This is a genomic window from Pseudomonas sp. 1152_12 (genome assembly GCF_052850675.1).
In genome coordinates, this window is the sequence record NZ_VXCW01000006.1 from 402,657 (window position 1) to 423,812 (window position 21,156).

Annotated in this window: 19 protein-coding genes; 7 read left to right on the forward strand and 12 right to left on the reverse strand. The window is 59.5% G+C overall.

The window, feature by feature from the left end; all coding sequences use genetic code 11:
• The first annotated feature begins 1 nt into the window (after position 1).
• Genes FW764_RS14325 through FW764_RS14335 form a run of 3 tightly spaced genes read left to right on the forward strand, consistent with a single transcriptional unit; the run spans position 2 to position 2,426 of the window.
• On the forward strand, positions 2 to 1,132 hold the full coding sequence (locus FW764_RS14325) for a DUF1120 domain-containing protein (protein WP_446434476.1): 1,131 nt from the start codon (positions 2 to 4) through the stop codon (positions 1,130 to 1,132).
• A gap of 9 nt (positions 1,133 to 1,141) precedes the next feature.
• Positions 1,142 to 1,765: a DUF1120 domain-containing protein gene (locus tag FW764_RS14330; RefSeq protein ID WP_446434477.1), complete on the forward strand. Its 624-nt coding sequence runs from the start codon at positions 1,142 to 1,144 to the stop codon at positions 1,763 to 1,765.
• A gap of 10 nt (positions 1,766 to 1,775) precedes the next feature.
• The gene (locus FW764_RS14335) at positions 1,776 to 2,426 is read left to right on the forward strand and encodes a DUF1120 domain-containing protein (protein WP_446434478.1); all 651 of its coding nucleotides are present in this window, start codon (positions 1,776 to 1,778) and stop codon (positions 2,424 to 2,426) included.
• Here the strand turns inward: FW764_RS14335 and FW764_RS14340 are convergent.
• Together FW764_RS14340 and FW764_RS14345 are read right to left on the reverse strand one after the other, a co-directional pair.
• Positions 2,423 to 3,694: a CynX/NimT family MFS transporter gene (locus FW764_RS14340; RefSeq protein ID WP_446434479.1), complete on the reverse strand. Its 1,272-nt coding sequence runs from the start codon at positions 3,692 to 3,694 to the stop codon at positions 2,423 to 2,425. The two genes, FW764_RS14335 and FW764_RS14340, sit on opposite strands and share 4 nt — an antisense overlap.
• A complete protein-coding gene (locus FW764_RS14345; protein WP_446434480.1) occupies positions 3,684 to 4,343 on the reverse strand; it encodes a FadR/GntR family transcriptional regulator in 660 nt (219 codons plus the stop codon). The genes FW764_RS14340 and FW764_RS14345 overlap by 11 nt, the downstream gene beginning before the upstream one ends.
• A 144-nt stretch (positions 4,344 to 4,487) precedes the next feature.
• Here FW764_RS14345 and FW764_RS14350 point away from each other — a divergent pair, with 144 nt between their 5' ends.
• The gene (locus FW764_RS14350; protein ID WP_446434481.1) at positions 4,488 to 4,976 is read left to right on the forward strand and encodes a type II toxin-antitoxin system MqsA family antitoxin; all 489 of its coding nucleotides are present in this window, start codon (positions 4,488 to 4,490) and stop codon (positions 4,974 to 4,976) included.
• A 54-nt stretch (positions 4,977 to 5,030) separates the two neighbouring features.
• Here the strand turns inward: FW764_RS14350 and FW764_RS14355 are convergent, their stop codons facing one another.
• The 4 genes from FW764_RS14355 to FW764_RS14370 all read right to left on the reverse strand — a co-directional run bounded on the left by FW764_RS14355 (position 5,031) and on the right by FW764_RS14370 (position 9,200).
• Positions 5,031 to 5,795: an amino acid ABC transporter ATP-binding protein gene (locus FW764_RS14355; protein ID WP_446434482.1), complete on the reverse strand. Its 765-nt coding sequence runs from the start codon at positions 5,793 to 5,795 to the stop codon at positions 5,031 to 5,033.
• An 11-nt stretch (positions 5,796 to 5,806) separates the two neighbouring features.
• Positions 5,807 to 6,904, reverse strand: a complete 1,098-nt coding sequence (locus FW764_RS14360) for an amino acid ABC transporter permease (protein ID WP_446434483.1) — start codon at positions 6,902 to 6,904, stop codon at positions 5,807 to 5,809.
• Between the two features lie 10 nt (positions 6,905 to 6,914).
• Entirely contained in the window at positions 6,915 to 8,096 is a 1,182-nt protein-coding gene (locus FW764_RS14365) for an amino acid ABC transporter permease (protein WP_446434484.1), read from the reverse strand.
• A gap of 72 nt (positions 8,097 to 8,168) precedes the next feature.
• Entirely contained in the window at positions 8,169 to 9,200 is a 1,032-nt protein-coding gene (locus tag FW764_RS14370; RefSeq protein ID WP_083360036.1) for an amino acid ABC transporter substrate-binding protein, read from the reverse strand.
• Between the two features lie 347 nt (positions 9,201 to 9,547).
• On the opposite strand from FW764_RS14370, the gene FW764_RS14375 reads away from it, so the two are divergent.
• Together FW764_RS14375 and rhlB are read left to right on the forward strand one after the other, a co-directional pair.
• A complete protein-coding gene (locus tag FW764_RS14375; RefSeq protein WP_446434485.1) occupies positions 9,548 to 10,204 on the forward strand; it encodes an alpha/beta hydrolase in 657 nt (218 codons plus the stop codon).
• Positions 10,205 to 10,300: 96 nt separating this feature from the next.
• On the forward strand, positions 10,301 to 11,770 hold the full coding sequence (gene rhlB, locus FW764_RS14380; protein WP_446434486.1) for an ATP-dependent RNA helicase RhlB: 1,470 nt from the start codon (positions 10,301 to 10,303) through the stop codon (positions 11,768 to 11,770).
• A gap of 139 nt (positions 11,771 to 11,909) precedes the next feature.
• On the opposite strand, the gene moaE is transcribed toward rhlB, so the two are convergent.
• From moaE to FW764_RS14410, 6 genes are all read right to left on the reverse strand, one after another.
• Entirely contained in the window at positions 11,910 to 12,359 is a 450-nt protein-coding gene (gene moaE / locus FW764_RS14385) for a molybdopterin synthase catalytic subunit MoaE (RefSeq protein WP_446434487.1), read from the reverse strand.
• A gap of 2 nt (positions 12,360 to 12,361) precedes the next feature.
• On the reverse strand, positions 12,362 to 12,604 hold the full coding sequence (gene moaD, locus FW764_RS14390; protein WP_446434488.1) for a molybdopterin converting factor subunit 1: 243 nt from the start codon (positions 12,602 to 12,604) through the stop codon (positions 12,362 to 12,364).
• Positions 12,601 to 13,074 (reverse strand): cyclic pyranopterin monophosphate synthase MoaC, encoded by a 474-nt coding sequence (gene moaC, locus FW764_RS14395; protein ID WP_446434489.1) that lies wholly within the window; start codon positions 13,072 to 13,074, stop codon positions 12,601 to 12,603. Before moaC ends, moaD begins: the two co-directional genes overlap by 4 nt.
• Positions 13,075 to 13,190: 116 nt before the next feature.
• The gene (locus FW764_RS14400) at positions 13,191 to 16,928 is read right to left on the reverse strand and encodes an autotransporter domain-containing protein (RefSeq protein ID WP_446434490.1); all 3,738 of its coding nucleotides are present in this window, start codon (positions 16,926 to 16,928) and stop codon (positions 13,191 to 13,193) included.
• Positions 16,929 to 17,240: 312 nt separating this feature from the next.
• Positions 17,241 to 18,635, reverse strand: a complete 1,395-nt coding sequence (locus FW764_RS14405) for a PhoH family protein (RefSeq protein ID WP_048723779.1) — start codon at positions 18,633 to 18,635, stop codon at positions 17,241 to 17,243.
• 347 nt (positions 18,636 to 18,982) lie between these two features.
• Positions 18,983 to 20,107, reverse strand: coding sequence for a polysaccharide deacetylase family protein (locus tag FW764_RS14410; protein WP_446434491.1), 1,125 nt, complete (start codon positions 20,105 to 20,107; stop codon positions 18,983 to 18,985).
• A gap of 233 nt (positions 20,108 to 20,340) precedes the next feature.
• On the opposite strand from FW764_RS14410, the gene yaaA reads away from it, so the two are divergent.
• Entirely contained in the window at positions 20,341 to 21,120 is a 780-nt protein-coding gene (gene yaaA / locus FW764_RS14415) for a peroxide stress protein YaaA (protein WP_446434492.1), read from the forward strand.
• Positions 21,121 to 21,156: the final 36 nt, after the last annotated feature.

Sequence of the window (21,156 nt, forward strand, 5' to 3'; positions counted from 1 at the left end):
CATGGGCCTGAAACACGCGTTATACCCCTTGGGTTTTGTGCTGCTGAGCGCAAATGCCTGGGCCGCCGAAGAGTGCCAGCTCAACCTCAGCCAGGCGCAGCTGGATTTTGGCCTGATGAACCGCGCCGTGGCGTTAGTCCCCGCGCCTGAGCGATTGTTGGGGGAACGGCGTATCAGCCTGACGCTGAATTGCCCGCAACCCACCGACATGAGCCTGTTTTATCGCGCACTGGGCGCCGGGCCGGAGCGTTTTCGCTTTACCGAGCGCGGCAGCTATGGCCTGCGGGTCAGTGAAGCGCTGCTGGACGGGCAGGCGGTGGAACTGGGTGTGATTGCAGGCCAGGGGCTGCCCCCCTCCGCTATCAGCACGCATCTGGCGTGGCAACCCGACCACGGCCTCGTGCCGATGCGCGCAGGCATGCCGGTAACCGGGCGCAACTTGTCATTGCAGATCGACGCCAGTGCCTGGGCCCGCGAAGACGCCGCGCGGGTGCGCGATGCCGTGACCTGGGACGTCGCTGGGCTGTTCGACGCCATCACTGCCGGGCGCTCGCGGGAACTGCGCCTGCAAGCGCGCTTTGCGCCGGCGGCGTGTACACCCATCCTGTCCAACGGTGGCCATGTGGAGTTTGGCAAGCTGTCGGTCAGCGACCTGAATCTGGACCAGGACACCCCTCAGGCCCCACGCACCTTGTCGCTCAGTGTGACCTGCGATGGGCCGACCGCCTTCGCCGTTCGCATGCAGGACAACCGCCAGGGTTCGGCGACCGGCGTCGCCGATGAAAGCACTTATGGATTAGGCCTGGACGCTCGCCAACAGAAAATCGGCCGCTATCGGTTGTTGTTCGACACGGATCGCATCACCGCCGACAACTTCGCCCAAGTCTTTCAAACCCACTCCGCCACCGACCAGGGACCGTGGAGCGGCGCCAGCGCGGGGGTCGTTGCCGTCGGCGCTAATCGCTACCTGGGTTTTGGCGCTGCATCCGGCAGCACCAGCGGCCCCAGTGCCATTCAAAACCTCAATGCCACGCTGAGCCTGGAAGCGATGATTGCGCCTCTTGGTTCGCTGGATTTGAGCAGCGAGGTGCGGCTGGATGGCTCGGGCACTCTCGAAATTTATTATTTATAGGTTCATAACATGCAAGCGTTTCTGATCTCTCTGACCACCCTGGCATGCCTGGCCACAGCCTTGGCGGCCCAAGCAGCCTCAACCGTTGATCTGAGCGTCAGCGGGTTGATCACTCCCAGTGCCTGCGAGCCCAGCTTATCCAACGGCGGTGTGTATGACCTGGGCAAGATTTCCGCCAGCGACCTGCACGTCGATCAACCCACCAGGCTTGCGGTCCACAACCTGCCCCTGGCGATCACCTGTGAGGCATCAACGCTGCTGGCGATTGAGCCGAGGGATAACCGCCTTGGGTCCAGCTACGATGAAAGCCCGACTCGATTCGGCCTGGGACACGTCAGTGGCGACAACAAGCTCGGCTACCTGTCTTTGCGCCTCAACTCGATCATGGCCGATGGCGTCGGTATGTACCCCCTTGGCTCAACCACGTCCTCAAGTTGGGCTCCGACAAGCCTGCTGTCGAACGCCTTCCTCACGTCGTTTACTTCCGTGCCCACGGGGTTGACGCCGACACCGATACAACAATTGAACGCAGACCTGCAGATCACGCCGACCATCGCCCCTGCCAGCACCTTGCCGCTGACAGAACAGATGCCCATTGATGGTTCCGTGACCCTGACCATGACGTACTTATAGGAACTGAATCATGAAAATCTTGTTGAGCACATTAACTGCCGGCGTGTGGCTGACCAGCCTGTCTGCGGCCAACGCCGCGTCCACCGCCGAGCTGACCGTGGGTGGGCTGATCACACCCATGGCCTGCACGCCCGTGTTGTCCGCTGGCGGGTTGATCGATTTCGGCAAGATCTCTCAGAAGGACCTCAACCAGACCACCGGCACCCGGCTGCCACTTAAATCGCTGACGCTGACCGTCAGTTGCAACGCCCCTGGCCGTTACGCCTTGCGCATGCGCGATAACCGCGACGGCACCGCCCATGTCAACAGCGAGATCTATTACGGGCTGGGGCTGGACAGCGCAGGCAACAAACTCGGCGTGTACTCGGTGAGTTTCGATCCCAAGCAGACCGTGGCCGATGCCCTGCCGGTGACCTACGGCACCGAGTCCACCACCGGTGGCCTGGCCTGGCGCACGTCCAACAGCAACCCCATTGATATCGGCTCCAAGAGCTTACTGGGCTTTACCGATGTGGTCGGCAGCACCGCCGGACCGTCGGCGATCAAGAACCTGACCAGCACCCTGACATTGGAAGCGGTGATCAACGCCAAGCAGAACCTGGACCTGAGTGTGGAGACGCCCATGGACGGCTCCGCCACGTTGGAAGTGGTCTATCTCTAACCCTGGAGTTTTTCGCTGGCGGCCTGCACATACAACGCACGCCCGGCGCCGAGCCCGGCGATGATCGCGCCCAGCCCGATCACTGCGAAGATCCAGCCCACGGCGTTCCAGCCGCCGGTCCAGTCATGCACCAGGCCGACCGCGAAGGGGCCCATGGAAGCCAGCGTGTAACCAATGCCTTGGGCCATGCTCGACAGGTTGGCCGCCACGTGGGAATCACGCGAGCGCAGCACGATCAGGGTCAGCGCCAGGCTGAAGGTGCCGCCCTGGCCCAGACCCAACAGGATCGCCCAACCCCACAAGCCATCAAGTGGGGCATACAAGCAACCAAACAAGCCGCCAAGGGTCAGCAGCATCACCACCACGATGGCCAGGCGCTGGTCCTTGCCACGCGTAGCCAACCACGGCGCGGCGAGGGAACTGGCCAATTGCACGATCACCGAACCAGACAGCACCAGCCCCGCCTCGGTCGCCGTGAGACCGCGGCCAATCAGAATAGAAGGCAACCAACCAAACACGATGTAGGCCAGTGAGGATTGCAGGCCCATGTACAACGTCACCTGCCAGGCCAGCGGATCGCGCAACAAACCTTTCACGCGGTAGGCAACTTGATGCGCGCCGTGTTTTTGCCCCACTTGCGGCAACCAGAACAGCGCCGCCACCAGCGCCGGCAGAATCCAGAAGCCCAAGCCGATGTTCCAGCTGTCACCGAAATACTTGCTCAGCGGCACCGTCGAACCGGCCGCCAACGCGGCGCCCAAGCACAGCGCCATGGTGTACACGCCGGTCATGGTGCCGGCCTGCTTGGCAAAGTCGCGCTTGACGATACCCGGCAGCAACACACCGATGATGCCGATGCTCGCACCGGCAATCAGGCTGCCGGCGAACAGGCCGACCTCACCGAAGGAGCTGCGCAGAATGATCCCGGCCGCCAACGTCAGCAGAATCCCCAGCACCACCCGCTCAGCGCCGAAGCGCCGCGCCAGGATCGGTGCCATCGGCGCAAACAGCCCCAGGCACAACACCGGCAAGGTGGTCAGCAAACCGGCTTTGGCCGCCGACAGTCCGAGACTGTGTGATACGTCAGCCAGTAGCGGCGACAGGCTCGACAGCGCCGGGCGCAGGTTCAGCGCCACCAGGATCAGGCCCAACAGCAACAGCCACGGCCGCGCGACCACCGGCGGGGTATGCTGCACCACGTCGTCGTCGGCTTCGGCGTCGATCAGCAGCGCATTGAGTTCGGTGGTGCGTTTGGCTTCAAGGTTCATTGATCAACTGCCGGCAGAGGGATTTGGCGCGTTCCGGGTCTTGGTGCTCCACGGCGTCGAGCAGGGCGACATGCAGGTCGAACACGGCCTGGCGCCGCGGTGAGATGTTCAGGGTCTGGCGCAACTGGGCGCCGACAATGGCGCAGAAGTACTGATACAACTCGCTTAAGGCCGGGTTGTGCGCGGCGTCCACCAAGTGCTTGTGGAACACCAGGTCGGCACTGATATAGGCCTCCAGGTCACCGTGGTACAGCTCGGCGCTGACGCTTAAGGCTTGGCGTAAATTTTTCAGGTCTTCAGCTGTGCGGCGCAACGCCGCGAGCCCAATGGCCTCCACTTCCAGAATCTGCCGGGTCTCTTGCGCCTGCTCCAGGGTGCAGTGAGACAGCGCGCGCATCGCGCCCAACGGGTCGGTCATCGAGCGTAAATAACTGCCGTCGCCCTGGCGGATTTCGATCAAGCCGCAGAACGCCAATACACGCATGGCTTCGCGCACGGTGTTGCGGCTGATGCCCAGCTCGGCGGACAACTCGGGCTCGGTGGGCAGGCGCTCGCCGATGGCCCATTTGCCTTCGGTGATGCGCCGACGCAACTGCTCCAGGGCCTGGTCGACGAGGGAGCGTTTGATCAGGGGGACGATGTCTGTCATGGGCTTTGCGTTTTTGTCCAATCATAGGATGAATTTTCCTACAGCCTATGAGGAGTTGCCTGCAAAGGCAACGCACTAGGGTTCATAAGCAGCAAAAGGAGCAGTATTTTCGATTGGTAAAATCACCCTTAAAGGGATGAACCTATGAACACCCAACATTGCTTCATATGCGGCGCCCCCGACGCCATGGTGCGTTTTGAGGGCCGCAGTGAAACCCTGCGAATCAAAGGCATGGAACAGCGCATTGAGGCTCTATCGGGCTGGGAGTGCCAACTGTGCGAGGACGGCATGTATGACCCCGACAGCAGCGAACGCCATGCCAAGGCAAGTGATGACCTGCTGCACGCCGCTCGGCGGATGATAGGAGCCGAACTCAAGCGTATCCGCCGCAAGCTGCACCTCACGCAAAAAGAAACCGTGCAGTTGCTTTCCGGTGGCGGGCACAACGCATTCTCACGCTACGAACGCGGCGAAATAACGCCGCCCAAACCGTTGACGGTGTTAATGCGCCTGCTGGACCGTTACCCACATTTGCTCGCCGATGCCAAAGAGCTGGCCGAAGGTGCGGACCTGCGCAACGCCTTTACTTGCACGCCCCATAACGAAACACAAGATGCCCTCAAAACGTCTTGAACAGGCAAAAAAATAAACCCGGCACCAGGCCGGGTTTAGCGTTTCAAACATCGATCAATGCAAAATCTGGCTCAAGAACAACTGGGTCCGCTCATTCTGCGGGTTGTCGAAGAAGTCATTCGGCGCCGCCTGTTCCACGATCTCGCCTTTGTCCATGAAGATCACGCGGTTAGCCACGGTGCGGGCGAAGCCCATTTCGTGGGTCACGCACAACATGGTCATGCCGTCTTCGGCCAGGCCGATCATGGTGTCCAGAACCTCTTTCACCATTTCCGGGTCCAGCGCCGAGGTCGGCTCATCGAACAGCATGATTTTCGGTTTCATGCACAGGGCACGCGCGATGGCCACACGCTGTTGCTGGCCACCGGACAGTTGCCCCGGGAACTTGTGCGCCTGCTCCGGAATGCGCACGCGCTCAAGATAATGCATGGCAATTTCTTCGGCCTTGCGCTTGGGCATCTTGCGCACCCACATCGGCGCCAGCGTGCAGTTCTGCAGGATGGTCAGGTGTGGGAACAGGTTGAAGTGCTGGAACACCATGCCGACTTCACGACGGATCGCTTCGATCTGCTTGAGGTCATTGGTCAGTTCCACGCCATCGACCACGATGCGGCCCTGCTGGTGCTCTTCCAGACGGTTAAGGCAGCGGATGGTGGTGGACTTGCCCGAACCCGACGGGCCGCACAGCACGATACGCTCGCCCTGCTTGACGTTGAGGTTGATGTCTTTCAACACGTGGAACTGGCCGTACCACTTGTTGACGCCCTGCATCTGGATAATGCCTTCAGGGCTCACAGGCTGTTTGCTCGCTTCGCTCATAACAACAACTCCTAACGCTTGTGGCCTGTGTCGAGCTTACGTTCCAAATGAATGGAATAGCGCGACATACCAAAACAGAAAATCCAGAACACCAAGGCGGCGAACACATAGCCTTCGGTGGCCATGCCCAACCATTTAGGGTCAGCGGCGGCTTGCTTGACGCTGTTGAGCAGGTCGAACAGGCCGATGATGATCACCAGGCTCGTGTCCTTGAACAGCGCAATAACCGTGTTGACGAGCCCCGGAATCACCAGCTTCAGGGCTTGCGGCAGAATCACCAGGCCCGTGCTGCGCCAGTAACCCAGGCCCATCGCCGCGGCCGCTTCGTACTGACCTTTGGGGATCGCCTGCAAGCCACCGCGCACCACTTCAGCCACGTAGGCCGACTGGAACAGGATCACGCCGATCAGCGCCCGCAGCAGCTTGTCGATGCCCATGCCTTCAGGCAGGAACAACGGCAGCATCACCGAGGACATGAACAGCACCGTGATCAACGGCACGCCGCGCCAGAATTCGATGAAGGTCACGCAGATCACACGAATCGCCGGCATGTTCGAACGCCGCCCCAAGGCCAGCACAATGCCCAACGGCAAGGCGCCGGCGATGCCGACAGTGGCGATGACCAGTGTCAGCATCAAGCCGCCCCACCGGTTGGTGGGCACGTTGGTCAGGCCGAAGATGCCGCCGTGCAACAGGAAGTAGGCAATGATCGGGTATAACACCAGAAAGCTCAGCCCGTAGATCGCCTTGCGGTGAAAGCGCGAGATGAACAATGGCGCTACGCCGACGATGGCCAGCCACACAGTCAGGTCCACACGCCAGCGCAGATCGCCCGGGTAGTAGCCGTACATGAACTGCCCGAAGCGCTGTTGGATAAACACCCAACAGGCGCCCTCCTTGGTGCAATCGGCGCGCGTTGTACCGACCCAATTGGCGTCCAGGATCGCCCAGTGCAGAATAGGCGGCACGACCAGATAGATCAGGTAAAACGCAAACAACGTCAGCAGGGTATTAAGCCAACTGGAGAACAGGTTGGCGCGCATCCAAGCCATCGGCCCGAAGACTTTATTCGGCGGCGGCATGTCAGGTTTAAACGTATGCGTAGTCATGCTGGTTTCCTCACCGCTCGATCAGCGCAATGCGCTTGTTGTACCAATTCATCAGCAGGGAAATACTGATGCTGATCGCCAGGTACACGCTCATGGTGATGGCAATGACCTCGATGGCCTGGCCGGTCTGGTTGAGCACCGTGCCGGCAAACAGTGAAACCATTTCCGGATAACCGATACCGGCGGCCAACGACGAGTTTTTCGCCAGGTTCAGGTATTGGCTGGTCAGCGGCGGAATGATCACCCGCAGAGCCTGCGGGATGATGACCTTGCGCAGTGTCGGCCCAGGGCGCAGGCCCAGGGAACGTGCGGCTTCGGTCTGGCCGTGGCTGACAGACATAATGCCCGAACGCACGATCTCGGCAATAAAGGCAGCGGTGTAGACGGTAAGCGCCAGGGTCAGCGCCAGCAGTTCAGGAATCAATACCCAGCCGTCAACAAAGTTGAAGCCTTGCAGTCGGGGCATTTCCCAGCGCAGCGGCGCGCCGAAGATCAAGGCCCCCAACGCCGGAATGACGACAAGCAGCGCAAGCCCCACCCAGAATTTGTGGAAGGGTTCGCCGGTCGCTTCGAAGCGTTTGTTGGCCCAACGCGCCATCAACACGCTTGCCACAATGGCCACCACGATACTGACCATAAACGGCCAGAACCCGTCAGCGGCCAGCGCGGCCGGCATATTCAGTCCACGACTGCTAATAAAGAAGGTATCGCCGAAGTTATGGCTGTTGCGCGGCCCCGGCATGGTCAGGAACACCGCGAAGTACCAGAACAGGATCTGCAGCAGCGGCGGGATGTTGCGGAACACTTCCACATACACCGTCGCCAGCTTGTTGATCATCCAGTTCGGCGACAACCGGGCCACGCCAATGATGAAACCGAGCAGGGTCGCCAGGACTACGCCGATCACCGTCACCAGCAAAGTATTGAGCAGGCCGATCACAAAGACGCGGGCATAACTGTCCGATTCGGTGTAGTCGATCAAGTGCTGCGCGATGCCGAAGCCGGCACTGCGCTCAAGAAAGTCAAAACCCGAGGTGATGCCCCGGTGCTGAAGGTTGGTCTGGGTATTGTCGAAGAGGTACCAGCCCAGCGAGATCACCGCCACAATCGTGATGATCTGGAAGAGCCACGCACGCACTTTGGGATCGCTGAAGCTGAGCTTCTGCTTGGGTGCGCCGATTTGATTTTGCATGAAGTGCCCCGTAAATAATGGAACAGAACATCACCCGGTGGTTGGCCCACCGGGTGATAGAACCATCAACGATCAGCGTACAGGGGGTGCGTACTGAATGCCGCCGTTAGTCCACAGCGCGTTCAGGCCACGGTCGATTTCCAGCGGAGTGTTCTTGCCCAAGTTGCGCTCGAACACTTCACCGTAGTTACCGACTTGCTTGACGATCTGTACAACCCAGTCTTTTTTCACTTTCAAGTCTTTGCCGTATTCGCCGTCAGCACCGAGCAGACGGGCAACGTCCGGGTTCTTGGTGGATTTGGCTTGTTCTTCGACGTTTTTGGAGGTGATGCCGGCTTCTTCAGCGTTGAGCATGGCGTAGCCAACCCAGCGCACGATGGCCAGCCACTCGTCGTCGCCGTTACGCACGACCGGGCCCAGTGGTTCTTTGGAGATGGTTTCCGGCAGCACCACGTAGTCTTTCGGCGAAGCCAGTTTGCTGCGCTGTGCGTAGAGCTGGGATTTGTCCGAGGTCAGCACGTCGCAACGACCGGATTCCAGCGACTTGGCGCTTTCATCGGAGGTGTCGAAGGTGATCGGGGTATATTTGAGGTTGTTGGCGCGGAAGTAGTCAGAAACGTTCAGCTCGGTGGTGGTACCAGCCTGGATGCAGATGGTTGCACCGTCCAGTTCCTTGGCACTTTTCACGCCCAGCTTGTTGTTAACCAGAAAGCCAACGCCGTCGTAGTAGGTGATGAAGCCTGGGAATTTCAGGCCCATGCCCGCATCGCGAGAGCTGGTCATGGTGGTGTTGCGCGACAGGATGTCGATTTCGCCGGATTGAAGCGCGGTAAAACGCTCCTTGGCGTTCAACTGGCTGAATTTGACTTTGGTTGCATCACCGAATATGGCGGCTGCCACAGCGCGGCACACGTCAGCGTCGATCCCAAGGATCTTGCCCGTGGCATCCGGCACCGAGAAGCCTGGCAAGCCGTCACTCACGCCACATTGCACGAAGCCTTTCTTCTGCACGGCGTCCAGAGTAGCGCCAGCTTGGGCGAAACCACTGACACCCAGTACAGCGGCCGCGGTCACAATGGCCAGGGTGGATTTCAATACCTTCATTCAAACCTCCAGTTTTGCTCTTGTTGTGTCGGAGCTCGAACCTCAGCGCACCCTTATGAGGCGATATCGACCCGTGTTGGCTTTTTTTAGGGTCAAGCGGCATGAAGTTGTCGCAGTAATTCCAGTCGCTATCCCACAAGCGGCAGTCACTGATAGTGTTACCGTCCTAGGATAGTTCTGACATCGACCTACACGTAGCAAGCCCCGTACCAGAGTGGTGGCTGAGTTGTTTCAGCCCATGGTCAATAGAAAAACTTTCAACCTTGCGACATTCTCTTAACAGATCAACCTGTCGCGCACCGTTCCGACGCACCCAATCGGAGCGCACGCACATATATGGAGCAGACATGACCGAACCCTTGATTCTTCAGCCCGCCAAGCCCGCAGACGCCTGCGTCATCTGGTTGCATGGCCTGGGTGCCGATCGCTACGACTTCCTGCCGGTGGCCGAGGCGCTGCAGGAAAATTTATTGTCCACACGCTTTGTGTTGCCCCAGGCACCGACACGTCCGGTGACTATTAATGGCGGTTACGAGATGCCCAGTTGGTACGACATCAAGGCCATGAGCCCAGCCCGTTCCATCAGCCTGGAAGAGCTGGAAGCGTCGACCAAAATGGTCACGGACTTGATCGAAGATCAAAAAAGAACCGGAATAGACGCCTCGCGGATTTTCCTCGCCGGTTTTTCCCAAGGTGGCGCCGTGGTCTTCCACACCGCCTTTCTTAAATGGCAGGGGCCCTTGGGCGGCGTGATTGCCCTCTCTACTTATGCACCAACCTTTGGTGACGAGCTGGAATTGTCTGCGAGCCAACAGCGCACGCCTGCCCTCTGCCTGCACGGTCAGTACGACGACGTGGTGCAAAACGCCATGGGCCGAAGCGCCTACGAGCACTTGAAGAGCCGTGGTGTCACCGTGACATGGCAGGAATACCCAATGGGTCACGAAGTGTTACCTCAAGAGATACACGACATAGGTGCCTGGTTGGCCGCGCGCCTGGGCTGAAAACCAGCCATTATGTAGCCGTGTGACCAACGCACTACGCCGCGCCCGATTCTTGCATTACACTGGCCGGCGTACATTCCTTAATCAATTAATGAGATGACCGTGCTCAAAGCACTTAAGAAGATGTTCGGCAAAAGCGAGGCTGAGCCGCTCGCGCCAGTTCCCAGTGCTCCTGTCCCCAAGCCCGGCAACCGCATTGACGGTAAACAGCCAGAGCGGACCGCACCTGTCGCCGCACCGAAGAAACCACCGGTGACCCAGCCTGAACTGGAAAAAACTGCCGAGGCCGCGCCTGCTCCTGCGCCGAAAGCGCCCCGCCGCGAGCGCGCACCAAAAGCGCCCGTGACGCCCTGGAAACTCGAAGATTTCGTCGTCGAGCCCCAAGAAGGTAAAACCCGCTTCCACGATTTCAAACTGGCCCCGGAACTGATGCACGCTATCCAGGACCTGGGGTTCCCCTACTGCACGCCGATCCAGGCGCAGGTGCTGGGCTTTACCCTGGCGGGCAAAGACGCCATCGGCCGTGCACAGACCGGCACCGGCAAGACCGCCGCGTTCCTGATCTCGATCATCACCCAGTTACTGCAAACGCCACCGCCCAAAGAACGCTACATGGGCGAGCCGCGCGCACTGATCATCGCCCCGACTCGCGAGCTGGTGGTGCAGATCGCCAAGGACGCGGCCGACCTGACCAAGTACACCGGCCTCAACGTGATGACGTTCGTGGGCGGCATGGACTTCGATAAGCAGCTCAAGCACCTAGAAGCCCGTCACTGCGACATCCTGGTGGCCACCCCGGGCCGCCTGCTCGACTTCAACCAGCGCGGCGACGTGCATTTGGACATGGTCGAAGTGATGGTGCTGGACGAAGCCGACCGCATGCTCGACATGGGCTTCATCCCACAAGTGCGTCAGATCATTCGCCAGACCCCGCCGAAAAACGAGCGCCAGACCCTGCTGTTCTCCGCGACCTTTACCGAAGACGTGATGAACCTTGCCAAGCAGTGGACCACCGAGCCGTCCATCGTTGAGATCGAAGCGCTGAACGTTGCCAGCGAAAACGTCGAACAGCACATTTACGCGGTGGCCGGCGCCGACAAGTACAAGCTGCTTTACAACCTGATCAACGACAACGGTTGGGAGCGCGTGATGGTCTTTGCCAACCGCAAGGATGAAGTACGCCGCATCGAAGAACGCCTGGTGCGCGATGGCGTTAACGCTGCGCAACTGTCGGGCGATGTGCCGCAGCACAAGCGCATCAAGACGCTGGAAGGTTTTCGCGAAGGCAAGATTCGCGTGCTGGTGGCCACCGACGTGGCCGGACGCGGGATTCACATTGACGGCATCAGCCACGTGATTAACTTCACCCTGCCGGAAGTACCGGACGACTACGTACACCGCATTGGCCGTACCGGCCGTGCGGGCGCGGCGGGTGTATCGATCAGCTTTGCAGGCGAAGATGACTCGTATCAGTTGCCGTCGATCGAGACGTTGCTGGGGCGCAAGATCAGCTGTGAAACGCCGCCGACGCACTTGCTGCGGGCTGTGGAGCGCAAACGCCCGTAAGCTGGAATGCGATTAAAAATGTGGGAGCGGGCTTGCTCGCGAATGCGGTCTGTCAGTTAAAGATGTACTGACTGAGACGCCGCTTTCGCGAGCAAGCCCGCTCCCACATTTGCATCTCCACACACATTTAGTCAGCGGTTTATTTCCAGCGATCCGCCGCCGCGTGATCGCTGCCCCGCCCTTCCACCCAGCGCGGGCCCTCTGGCGTGTTCTCTTTCTTCCAGAACGGCGCGCGGGTCTTCAGGTAGTCCATCACAAACGCACAGGCATCAAATGCGGCCTGGCGGTGTGCACTGGCTGCCGCAACAAACACGATCGGCTCGCCCGGCTCCAGCGCGCCGATACGGTGCAGCACTTGCAGCTTGAGCAACGGCCAGCGCTGCTCGGCTTCCACGGTGATCTTGGCCAGGGCCTTTTCAGTCATGCCGGGGTAGTGTTCAAGGAACATCCCCGACACCTCGCGCCCATCATTGAAGTCGCGCACATAGCCGACAAAACTCACCACCGCGCCCACGCCGACATTGGCCGCGTGCATCGCGTTGACCTCAGCACCGGGGTCAAACGCCTCGGCCTGTACGCGAATAGCCATGCTCAACCTCCGGTCACGGGCGGGAAAAACGCAACCTCATCGCCATCGACGAGCGGCTCGTCCAGCGAACACAGCTCTTCGTTGCGCGCACACATCAAGCTGGACTCGTTGAGCACTGCAAACTCAGGGTCTGCCGCCAGCGCCAGACGCACCGTATCAACCGTGGCGAAATCGCCTTCCATCTCCAGCGAATCAAAGCCCACCGCCTCGGCGTAGCGCGCAAAAAACAACACGTTGATGCTCATGCCTGGTCCGCCTTGAAATGCCCGCTTTTGCCGCCGAGCTTTTCCAGCAGGCGAATACTTTCGATGGTCATGCCACGGTCCACGGCCTTGCACATGTCGTAGATCGTCAGCGCCGCGACGCTGGCCGCGGTGAGGGCTTCCATCTCCACGCCGGTCTGGCCACTGAGTTTGCAGCGCGCAAGGATATGCACAGCGTCCAGACCATCGGCGCGCAGCTCGACCTTGACGCCGGTGAGCATCAGCGGGTGGCACAGCGGGATCAAGTCACTGGTTTTCTTTGCCGCCTGGATCCCGGCAATACGGGCCACGGCAAACACGTCGCCCTTGGGGTGGGCGCCGTCGACAATCATTTTCAGGGTCTCGGGCAACATGCGCACCCGCGCTTCAGCCACGGCCTCACGGAACGTCACGGCTTTGTCAGTGACGTCGACCATATGGGCGCGACCTTGGGAATCGAGATGAGTCAGCACAGGGATACTCCTGATCAGGAGCGGCAATTGTAAACCTGTGAGTCAATTTTGCGCAGGGCTGTTTATCCCATGAGTAAAGGGGCGCAGTGCGCCCCTTTAGGGACAGCAGCCCGGGGTTAGAAGCGGAAAGTAAATCCAGCATTGATCCCATTGTTATTACCGCGATTGGACAGCAAACCGCTGTAGCTCAAGGACACCAGCGTGTCCTTGGTCAAGGCCATTTCCGCGCTGGCCTTGATCACCGCACCATCACGGGCGACGGGCACGCTATTGACCGCAAAGGCGGTGTTGCTGCCGGCGAACTTCAACGCAGCGTCACGATCGGTGTCGCCAAACTGATGCTCCCAACCCAGCTCACCGCGCAACGTCACCGCCGAGGTCGAGCTGACCGGCACTTGGGTATGCCCGCGCAAGCCCAAGGTCGAGAGTGTGGCGTCCTGGCTCTGCTTGCTGGCATGCAAGGCTGCGGCGCCGCCTTTCTCCTTGAACGAATCGCTCTGGTAGTTCAGGTACGTGAGGTTGGCGAAGGGTTCGAACAGGCTCCATTGGGTGTAACCGATCTCGGCAAACACTTGATCCGTGCGCGCGTTGTAGTCAGCTTTGTCATAGTCCGACTGGTTGGCGTAAGCCACGCGCCGCGAAGTGTCCAGACGGTGCCAGGTGGTGGCGCCACCCAGGCGTAGCGCTATTGCGTCGAAGCGCTTACCGCCGTAGACCGACAGATGATAGTTGTCGCTGTCTGCCGAAGCCGAGGCGTCACCGTTGAGATGGCTCTGGGTGTAGCCGGTCGCGGCGCCCAGGCGCCAGCCGTCGCCGACCTCGGTGTCCAGGCCCAGCAGCACACCGCTGGTGGACGACGAATAACCGCTGGCGTTGTTATCACCGTTGACGTTGTTGCGACCGCCGAGCAATTGCACCCAGCCACCGTTGTCACTGCTTTGGATCTGCGCACTGGAGTCCAGCGCCTGGGCCTGTTGCAGGCGACCATTGACCGCCTGTCGAATGTAACGACTGTCGGCCATTTGCGCCGCGGCCACATCCGAATGCAGTTGCCCCGACAATTGCTTGAACGCGTCCCGCGCCTGGGCGGCTGAGTCAGAGGCCAAGAGGCTTTCATACACGGGGCTGCCACTGCCCAAGGTCTCGGCCAGCGCTGCCACCGCGCGCTCGTTGCGAGTTTGCGCGACGCTGGCAAAGGTCGTCTGGTTACGCTCCACCGCCAGAGTCAGTTGGTTCGGTTGGTAATTAAACTGAGTACCAATAAACAGGTAGTTGGGCGAGATCGCCGCAAACTGGCCATTGATACCTTGGCTGGCGCTGAGGATATTGAACGGCTGGCCCAATAAACTACGCGCCTCGGTGGCCGACAGCAGGTTGGGGCTATTTTCCAACGACACGGTCACTACACCGCCGTTGAGGGTGGCGACGCCGCTGCTCTGGATCTGGTCGCTTCGCCCATTCGGGCCGACTTCCACGGCATACACCGAGCCCGAGTTGAAGGTCACGTCACCGGTGTGCAGCGTGCCGATCGAATGCCCCGGCGCCACGCGGCCGCCGTTATTCACGGTCAAGGCGCCCACCGTACCGTTGCCAGCTAATGTGCCGCCCAGCGTGGTCGCCACACCGTTATCCGCATTCAACGTGCCCACGGCGCTGCCATCCACGGTCACGGCAGAGGTCAACGAACCGTCCACCGACAGCTTGCCGCCGCGTACCCAAGTGCTGCCCGAATAGGTGTTCTGGCCTTCCAGCACCAGTTCGCCGTCGCCTGACTTGGCCAGGCTGCCAACATAGGTGTTACCGGTGAGCAAGTCCGTGCCGCGTGCCAACGTCGCCAACTCGCGGGCGTGGCCGATTTCGTACTGAAACTGATCGTCCGCCGAGGCATTGGCGGGCAAGCCGTTGAGCCAGCCTTTTTGCTGTTTGGTGGTAGCCCAGGTCGCCTGCTCGGTGGCGTCTTCCACACGCCGAGCACGAATGGCTTCGTCGGAAATCGGGTTGACCCAGATGTCGCGAGTCCCGGAGGGCAAGGCAACGGCTACCGAACCGAGGAACTGACCTGGGCCTTGCATGGCCTTTTGCAAATTGGGTAAACCCCAGCCACTGACCACACCCGGCACTTGCGGCGTACCCGGCGCGGCATCGTGCACCGGTTGCAGGTTATCGTAAGTTCGGCCACCGGTCAGGCTCCCCACGGGCGTGCCCGGCCCATCCGGCGCTTGCAGGCTGGAGGTGGTGAGCAACACATCGCGGGCCTGGCTGGCCGTCATGTAAGGGAAACGCTGAATCACCAGGGCCAAAGCCCCTGAGACACTCGGTGCGGCAGCGGATGTGCCATTGGCATTGGGGATAATTTCCCCTTCTGGCCCAGTGGACGGAATACCCGAAACGCCCATCACACACCACCACTTCGACGTGCCGCAGCGGTTGTATACCTGCGCGCTGGTCTCGTCATAGCCGGTGATGGAAAGGAACTTGCTTTCTATATCAGGCTTGAAAAACGGCAAGTTGGCGTTGGTGTCCGGGTTGGCACCGTGGCTGTCGTTGCCCGCCGAAATAATCTGGATAAACGTGTTTTGTCGCGCGGCATCGGCCATCGCGTCCATCCAGGTTTTCTGCCCTGAGTGGGCCTTGTCCCAAAACGGACGATAAGCGGCGGTCATGTCGCGCAGGTTATCGGCCGCGCTGTCGCCAACATTGCCGAAGTGGTTCTCCACGTCGTTGCGCGAGTTTTGCCCCCAGCTCTGGTTGACGATCGACACGTTCTTCGCGGCCAGCGCGTTGTAGCTGGCCATGAAGGCGTTGTAGTCGAGGTCATTGGAGCCTTGGAAACGGTTGTCATCGGTGCCGCCAGTATTGGCGACGAAGATATTCGCGTCGAAGGCAATGCCGTGCATGCCGGTGCCGTTGCGGCCGGCACCCAACACACCAGACATCTCGGTGCCGTGACCGTCGTTGATCGTCGGGTCGTACTCCCCGGAAATACTGAAGTGCTCGCCCTTTTGAAACTCGCCGTCCGGGGTGTCATGGATATAGCGCGGATGGGTGGCGTAGTACTCGCCGGTAGACGTCACCGCCTGCACGCGATCCTGACCCTGTGCATTTTTGCCCTGGAACTCGAAATGTTCGGTGAGGATGCCCGAGTCCAGCACGCCCACATTCACGCCCTTGCCGGTCATGCCCAAGGCATAGGCGTAGTACGCGTTGGTGCGGTCAAGGCCCGAGTTGACCTGAGCTTCGGGCGTCTTCCAGGTTTGCGCGTTGGCGCTCCAGTCACGGGTGGCGGCGGCCCAGGACTGGCCGGCGCTCAGTTGCCCGCTGAGGTTGCTGCTGACACCCGGTTCTACATAGGTGTAGGGCTTGGCAGCCGGCAGGTTGGCGATGATGGCTTTGGAGAAGTCGAGAATATTGGTGGTGTAGCGGCCGTTGTTGCTAAAGAGCCGGCTGCGGTAGTAATCCAGCCGCGAGGCATAGTCCAGCGGGCGCTTGGTATCGCCAAGCATGGCGCCAATGGTGAGGTTTTCCGGCTGCAGCTCGTAGTTTTGCTTGAGGGCTGAATCGAACTTGTCCGATTGGGCGGCAAAGTCCTTGGCGGCGAGGTCGACGATATCGGTGTACGCAAACCGCAGGTTTTTATACACGTCGGTGTCGGGGCCAAACGACGCAACGGCTTTTCTGAATGCCGACTCCAGCACTTGAGAGGTATAGGGGCTGGCGTCATCGGCCATCGCCATGGGCCCCTGGCTCAGCCATAAAGCCAGCCCGAGTGCGATGGGCGTGAGGGGTATCGATTTAAAACCTGTAGTGCGCTTGCTTGTTTGAGACAAGGTGAAGCCATTACCTGCTACGTCCATCATTCCGTTCCCTTTGGATATGTGCGTCGTCAATGAGCGATGTATCGGGCTTTTTGTAATAGGCAGGGTCACGCGAAAAAACCATAGGTTTTTTAAAACATCGTCGAATCAATCAGGTGGTTCTCCGACGGGGTCACGCAGCGGTCTTATTGTTTTTGCGGCGCGAAAAAATGTAACAAAATAATTACAAATCCCACAAGCACTCACGGCGCATTAACGAAGACAAATGTCGCCCACAACAAAAACCCCGAATTTCGCGAGAAATTCGGGGTTTTTTGTGGCATTTAGCCACTAACTACGACAGGACTGTGTCTACAAATGCGACTCGGCGTACTCGGCCAGAATTGAACGAGGCACCCCTTGCAGCGCGATATGCACGCCGTTGGGGAAGTCTTTGAAGCGTTCCGTCAGGTAAGTCAGCCCGGAGCTGGTCGCGGACAGGTAAGGGGTGTCGATCTGTGCCAGGTTGCCCAGGCACACCACTTTGGAACCGGCGCCAGCACGGGTGATGATGGTTTTCATCTGGTGCGGCGTGAGGTTCTGGCATTCATCGATCAAAATCAGGCTCTGCTGGAAGCTGCGACCTCGAATGTAGTTGAGGGATTTGAACTGCAACGGCACTTTGCTGAGGATGTAATCGACGCTGCCATGGGTGTTTTCGTCATCCATGTGCAAGGCTTCGAGGTTGTCGGTGATCGCCCCCAGCCACGGCTCCATTTTTTCCGCTTCGGTGCCGGGCAGAAAGCCGATTTCCTGGTCCAGGCCCTGCACGCTGCGGGTGGCGATGATGCGGCGATAGCGCTTGGTCACCATGGTCTGTTCGATCGCGGCAGCCAGGGCGAGGATGGTTTTCCCTGAGCCTGCGGCGCCGGTCAGGTTGACCAGGTGAATGTCCGGATCCAGCAACGCGTACAGCGCCAGGCTCTGGTAGATGTCACGCGGTTTCAGGCCCCAGGCTTCCTGGTGCAACAGGGGTTCCTGATGCAGGTCGAGGATCAGCAGCTTGTCGACCTGAATCTCTTTGATCCAGCCTACAAACCCCTGCTCGTCGATGATGAATTCGTTGATGTGCACCGCAGGCAGGTTGTCGATCAGTTGTACCTGGTGCCAGGTGCGGCCATGGTCCTGACGGGTTTCGACCTTGCTGACGAGGTCCCAGAAGGAACCGGTCACGGTGTGATAACCCCGCGACAGCATCGACACATCGTCGACCAGTTGGTCGGTACTGTAGTCCTCAGCAGCGATCCCACACGCTCGTGCCTTGAGGCGCATGTTGATGTCTTTGGTCACCAGCACCAGGCGCAGATCCTTGTCGCGCGCGTGCAGGTCGATCAATTGGTTGATGATTTTGTTGTCGTTCAGATTTTCCGGCAACAGGCTGTTGGGCTCGCTGCGCTTATTCATCAGAATCGACAGCAAGCCCTTGGGCCCGCTTTTGCCCCGCTGAATCGGCACGCCGACTTCAACGTCCTCAGGCGACGCTTCGCCCAACGTCTTGTCGATCAGGCGGATGGCCTGGCGGCATTCGGCGGCAACGCTGTGGTGGCCGCTTTTGAGTTTGTCGAGCTCCTCAAGCACGATCATCGGGATGGCGACGTGGTGTTCTTCAAAGTTAAGCAGTGCGTTTGGATCGTGAATCAATACGTTGGTATCAAGCACATAAAGGATTGGCTGGTCGGAAGAAGGGTTACGTCCATGATCATCCATACTCGGTCACCTTTGTGGGAGCCAGTCGACGCAATACCACAACAGTGCTGCGCCTCGATTCGACCACCGACTGCACCGCAGTGACGTCAAGTGCAGTGCCCACATGAGGAGTCTTGGAAGACGCCACCTGTGTTGCAGGTTTCGGCGATCTGCCTTCGTAATACCGCAAAAACCATGACAGGAAAAAGCACTTTGACGTTTTTTTGAAGTTTATTTTTCAGGATGACGAATAGCACTAGCCGAGTGCCAGCCCCCCCGTTAAAGTCGGAAGTCGGCCCGCATCGAAATGTCGCTTAAAATCACCCCAAAAACGCCTCCCCCCAACAGGGCCGGGCATTTTAGCCTTTTCAGCGAAACGCCTCCCGGCAGTCCTGCCAACCCAGCCCACTCTGCGCCGTTGCCTGCAGCAACATCGGCAATGCGACCCGCGCCTTGTCCTGGCTGTCGTGAAACACAATCACGCCTTTGCGCCATAGCAGCATCAGTGTCAGCACCCGCTGCGCCGACTCGTCAGCCTTGAGTTTGCCCGGCTCATCTTGGGAATCGATGTCCCATAGCGCTACCTGCAAACCTTGCGACTGGAAGAAACCCTGGCTGTCGGCGCGACGCTGGCCGTAGGGTGGGCGAAACAGCGGCAGGTAGTTTTCCGGCATCAGGTTCTGCGCCAGTGATGCACTACGGGTGATCGAGCTTTTCCAGTCGACCCAATGGCTGTGGGAACGGTATTGCCAACCCTGGGTGCCCACACACTGGCCTTGGTACAGCGCCTGCACATCGGCAGCGGAACTGCGCTCCACACGGGTTTGCAGGCTGCTGCCGAGGGCAAAAAAAGTGGCGCTCATCTTTTGCTTGCGCAGGTAGTCGGTGAGCCAATCGGTATTGCCACTGACCGGCGCGGGGCCGCCGTCGAAAGTCAGCAGGAACAGACGGTCGTTGAATTCGTCGCCATTGCGTTCGTGGTCGCCAAAACGCAGCACTTCACTGCTGATTTGCGGGAACAGTGCGGCTTTGCGCAGCAGTTCGTCCAGGTAGCGTTCGTGGAAGTTATGGCTGGGGCCGGCCCAGCCTATATAGAAGGAGTTGTCGCTGACCTGGAATTTTCCGGCTTGCTCGCGCAGGTCATCCATGTTTTCGACCAGGTAGCAGAATGAGGCATCTTCTTCGCAGCTTTGCTGGGCGAAGGTGTAGTTTTCCAGCAAGCGCTGCCAGAGCTGGCGCCGCAGGTCGTCGATGGCCGCCAGGTTGATGATCTTCAGGCCCAGGCGTTGTTTGAGCGCGGCTTCGTCCTGAGCTTCGCTGGCGATCAAGCTGTGGGCGAACATCAGGATTTCGGCGCGTGAGGCGACGTCGAACAACGCGGGGCTGCTGAGTTTTTCAGGCCAGGTGGTGCGGTCCAGGCTGGCTACGTCAACCGGCGCCGAGTTGGCGTTCAGGCATAACAGGCAAGCTGATAATAAAAGCGCGATTCGCACCTAGGGTCTCCCTCTCTAGAGTCGTCGGGCACTATAGCTGATCGCCTGCTTGGGGTTATTGGGTTGGTGGGTATATCTGGTGTTTGGGGTATGGCTGATATTGGGTGGTGTGTATATCCGTTATTTGGGTAACGGATATACACACAAAAACCACAGCTATCTATCACCATCATAGGTGGAGTCAAACCGCATGACCCCCTAGAATCCCCCCCACGATTACAGGAGCCAACTTCATGCTGATGGTGATTTCCCCCGCCAAAACCCTCGACTTCGAGTCCAAGCCGGCCACCCCGCGCTTCACCCAGCCGCAATACCTCGACCATTCCCAGGAGCTGATCGAGCAATTGCGTGAGCTGACCCCGGCGCAAATCAGCGAATTGATGCATGTGTCCGACAAGATCGGCGGCCTCAACGCCGCGCGCTTCGGTAGCTGGACCCCAGCTTTCACACCGGAGAACGCCAAGCAGGCCTTGCTGGCCTTCAAGGGTGACGTCTACACCGGCCTGAATGCCGAAACCTTCAGCGATGCCGATTTCAGCTACGCCCAGGACCACCTGCGCATGCTCTCGGGCCTCTACGGCCTGCTGCGTCCGCTGGACCTGATGATGCCGTACCGCCTGGAGATGGGCACCAAGCTGCCCAACGCTCGCGGCAAAGACCTCTATGCCTTCTGGGGCACGCGCATCAGCGAATGGTTGAATGAAGCACTGGCCGAACAAGGCGACGACGTGCTGCTCAACCTGGCCTCCAACGAGTACTTCTCGGCGGTCAAGCGCACGGCCCTGAACGCACGCATCATCAACACCGAGTTCAAGGACCTGAAGAACGGCCAGTACAAGATCATCAGCTTCTACGCCAAGAAAGCGCGGGGCATGATGAGCCGCTTTGTGATCGAAGAACGCATTAACGATCCGGTCAAGCTCAAGCAGTTCGATGTGCAGGGTTATCGCTTCAATGCCGAGCAGTCCAAGCCGGATAATTTGGTGTTTCTGCGCGATCACGCACCGGAATAGGGCCCTGATACGTCTTCACAGACACTAAAGATCCAA

What these genes read in the sequence shown, in the direction of transcription:
- FW764_RS14325 (WP_446434476.1), top strand. Translation starts at nt 2, where the DNA reads ATGGGCCTGAAACACGCGTTATACCCCTTGGGTTTTGTGCTGCTGAGC.
- FW764_RS14330 (WP_446434477.1), top strand. Translation starts at nt 1,142, where the DNA reads ATGCAAGCGTTTCTGATCTCTCTGACCACCCTGGCATGCCTGGCCACA.
- FW764_RS14335 (WP_446434478.1), top strand. Translation starts at nt 1,776, where the DNA reads ATGAAAATCTTGTTGAGCACATTAACTGCCGGCGTGTGGCTGACCAGC.
- FW764_RS14340 (WP_446434479.1), bottom strand. Translation starts at nt 3,694, where the DNA reads ATGAACCTTGAAGCCAAACGCACCACCGAACTCAATGCGCTGCTGATC.
- FW764_RS14345 (WP_446434480.1), bottom strand. Translation starts at nt 4,343, where the DNA reads ATGACAGACATCGTCCCCCTGATCAAACGCTCCCTCGTCGACCAGGCC.
- FW764_RS14350 (WP_446434481.1), top strand. Translation starts at nt 4,488, where the DNA reads ATGAACACCCAACATTGCTTCATATGCGGCGCCCCCGACGCCATGGTG.
- FW764_RS14355 (WP_446434482.1), bottom strand. Translation starts at nt 5,795, where the DNA reads ATGAGCGAAGCGAGCAAACAGCCTGTGAGCCCTGAAGGCATTATCCAG.
- FW764_RS14360 (WP_446434483.1), bottom strand. Translation starts at nt 6,904, where the DNA reads ATGACTACGCATACGTTTAAACCTGACATGCCGCCGCCGAATAAAGTC.
- FW764_RS14365 (WP_446434484.1), bottom strand. Translation starts at nt 8,096, where the DNA reads ATGCAAAATCAAATCGGCGCACCCAAGCAGAAGCTCAGCTTCAGCGAT.
- FW764_RS14370 (WP_083360036.1), bottom strand. Translation starts at nt 9,200, where the DNA reads ATGAAGGTATTGAAATCCACCCTGGCCATTGTGACCGCGGCCGCTGTA.
- FW764_RS14375 (WP_446434485.1), top strand. Translation starts at nt 9,548, where the DNA reads ATGACCGAACCCTTGATTCTTCAGCCCGCCAAGCCCGCAGACGCCTGC.
- rhlB (WP_446434486.1), top strand. Translation starts at nt 10,301, where the DNA reads ATGACCGTGCTCAAAGCACTTAAGAAGATGTTCGGCAAAAGCGAGGCT.
- moaE (WP_446434487.1), bottom strand. Translation starts at nt 12,359, where the DNA reads ATGGCTATTCGCGTACAGGCCGAGGCGTTTGACCCCGGTGCTGAGGTC.
- moaD (WP_446434488.1), bottom strand. Translation starts at nt 12,604, where the DNA reads ATGAGCATCAACGTGTTGTTTTTTGCGCGCTACGCCGAGGCGGTGGGC.
- FW764_RS14400 (WP_446434490.1), bottom strand. Translation starts at nt 16,928, where the DNA reads ATGGACGTAGCAGGTAATGGCTTCACCTTGTCTCAAACAAGCAAGCGC.
- FW764_RS14405 (WP_048723779.1), bottom strand. Translation starts at nt 18,635, where the DNA reads ATGGATGATCATGGACGTAACCCTTCTTCCGACCAGCCAATCCTTTAT.
- yaaA (WP_446434492.1), top strand. Translation starts at nt 20,341, where the DNA reads ATGCTGATGGTGATTTCCCCCGCCAAAACCCTCGACTTCGAGTCCAAG.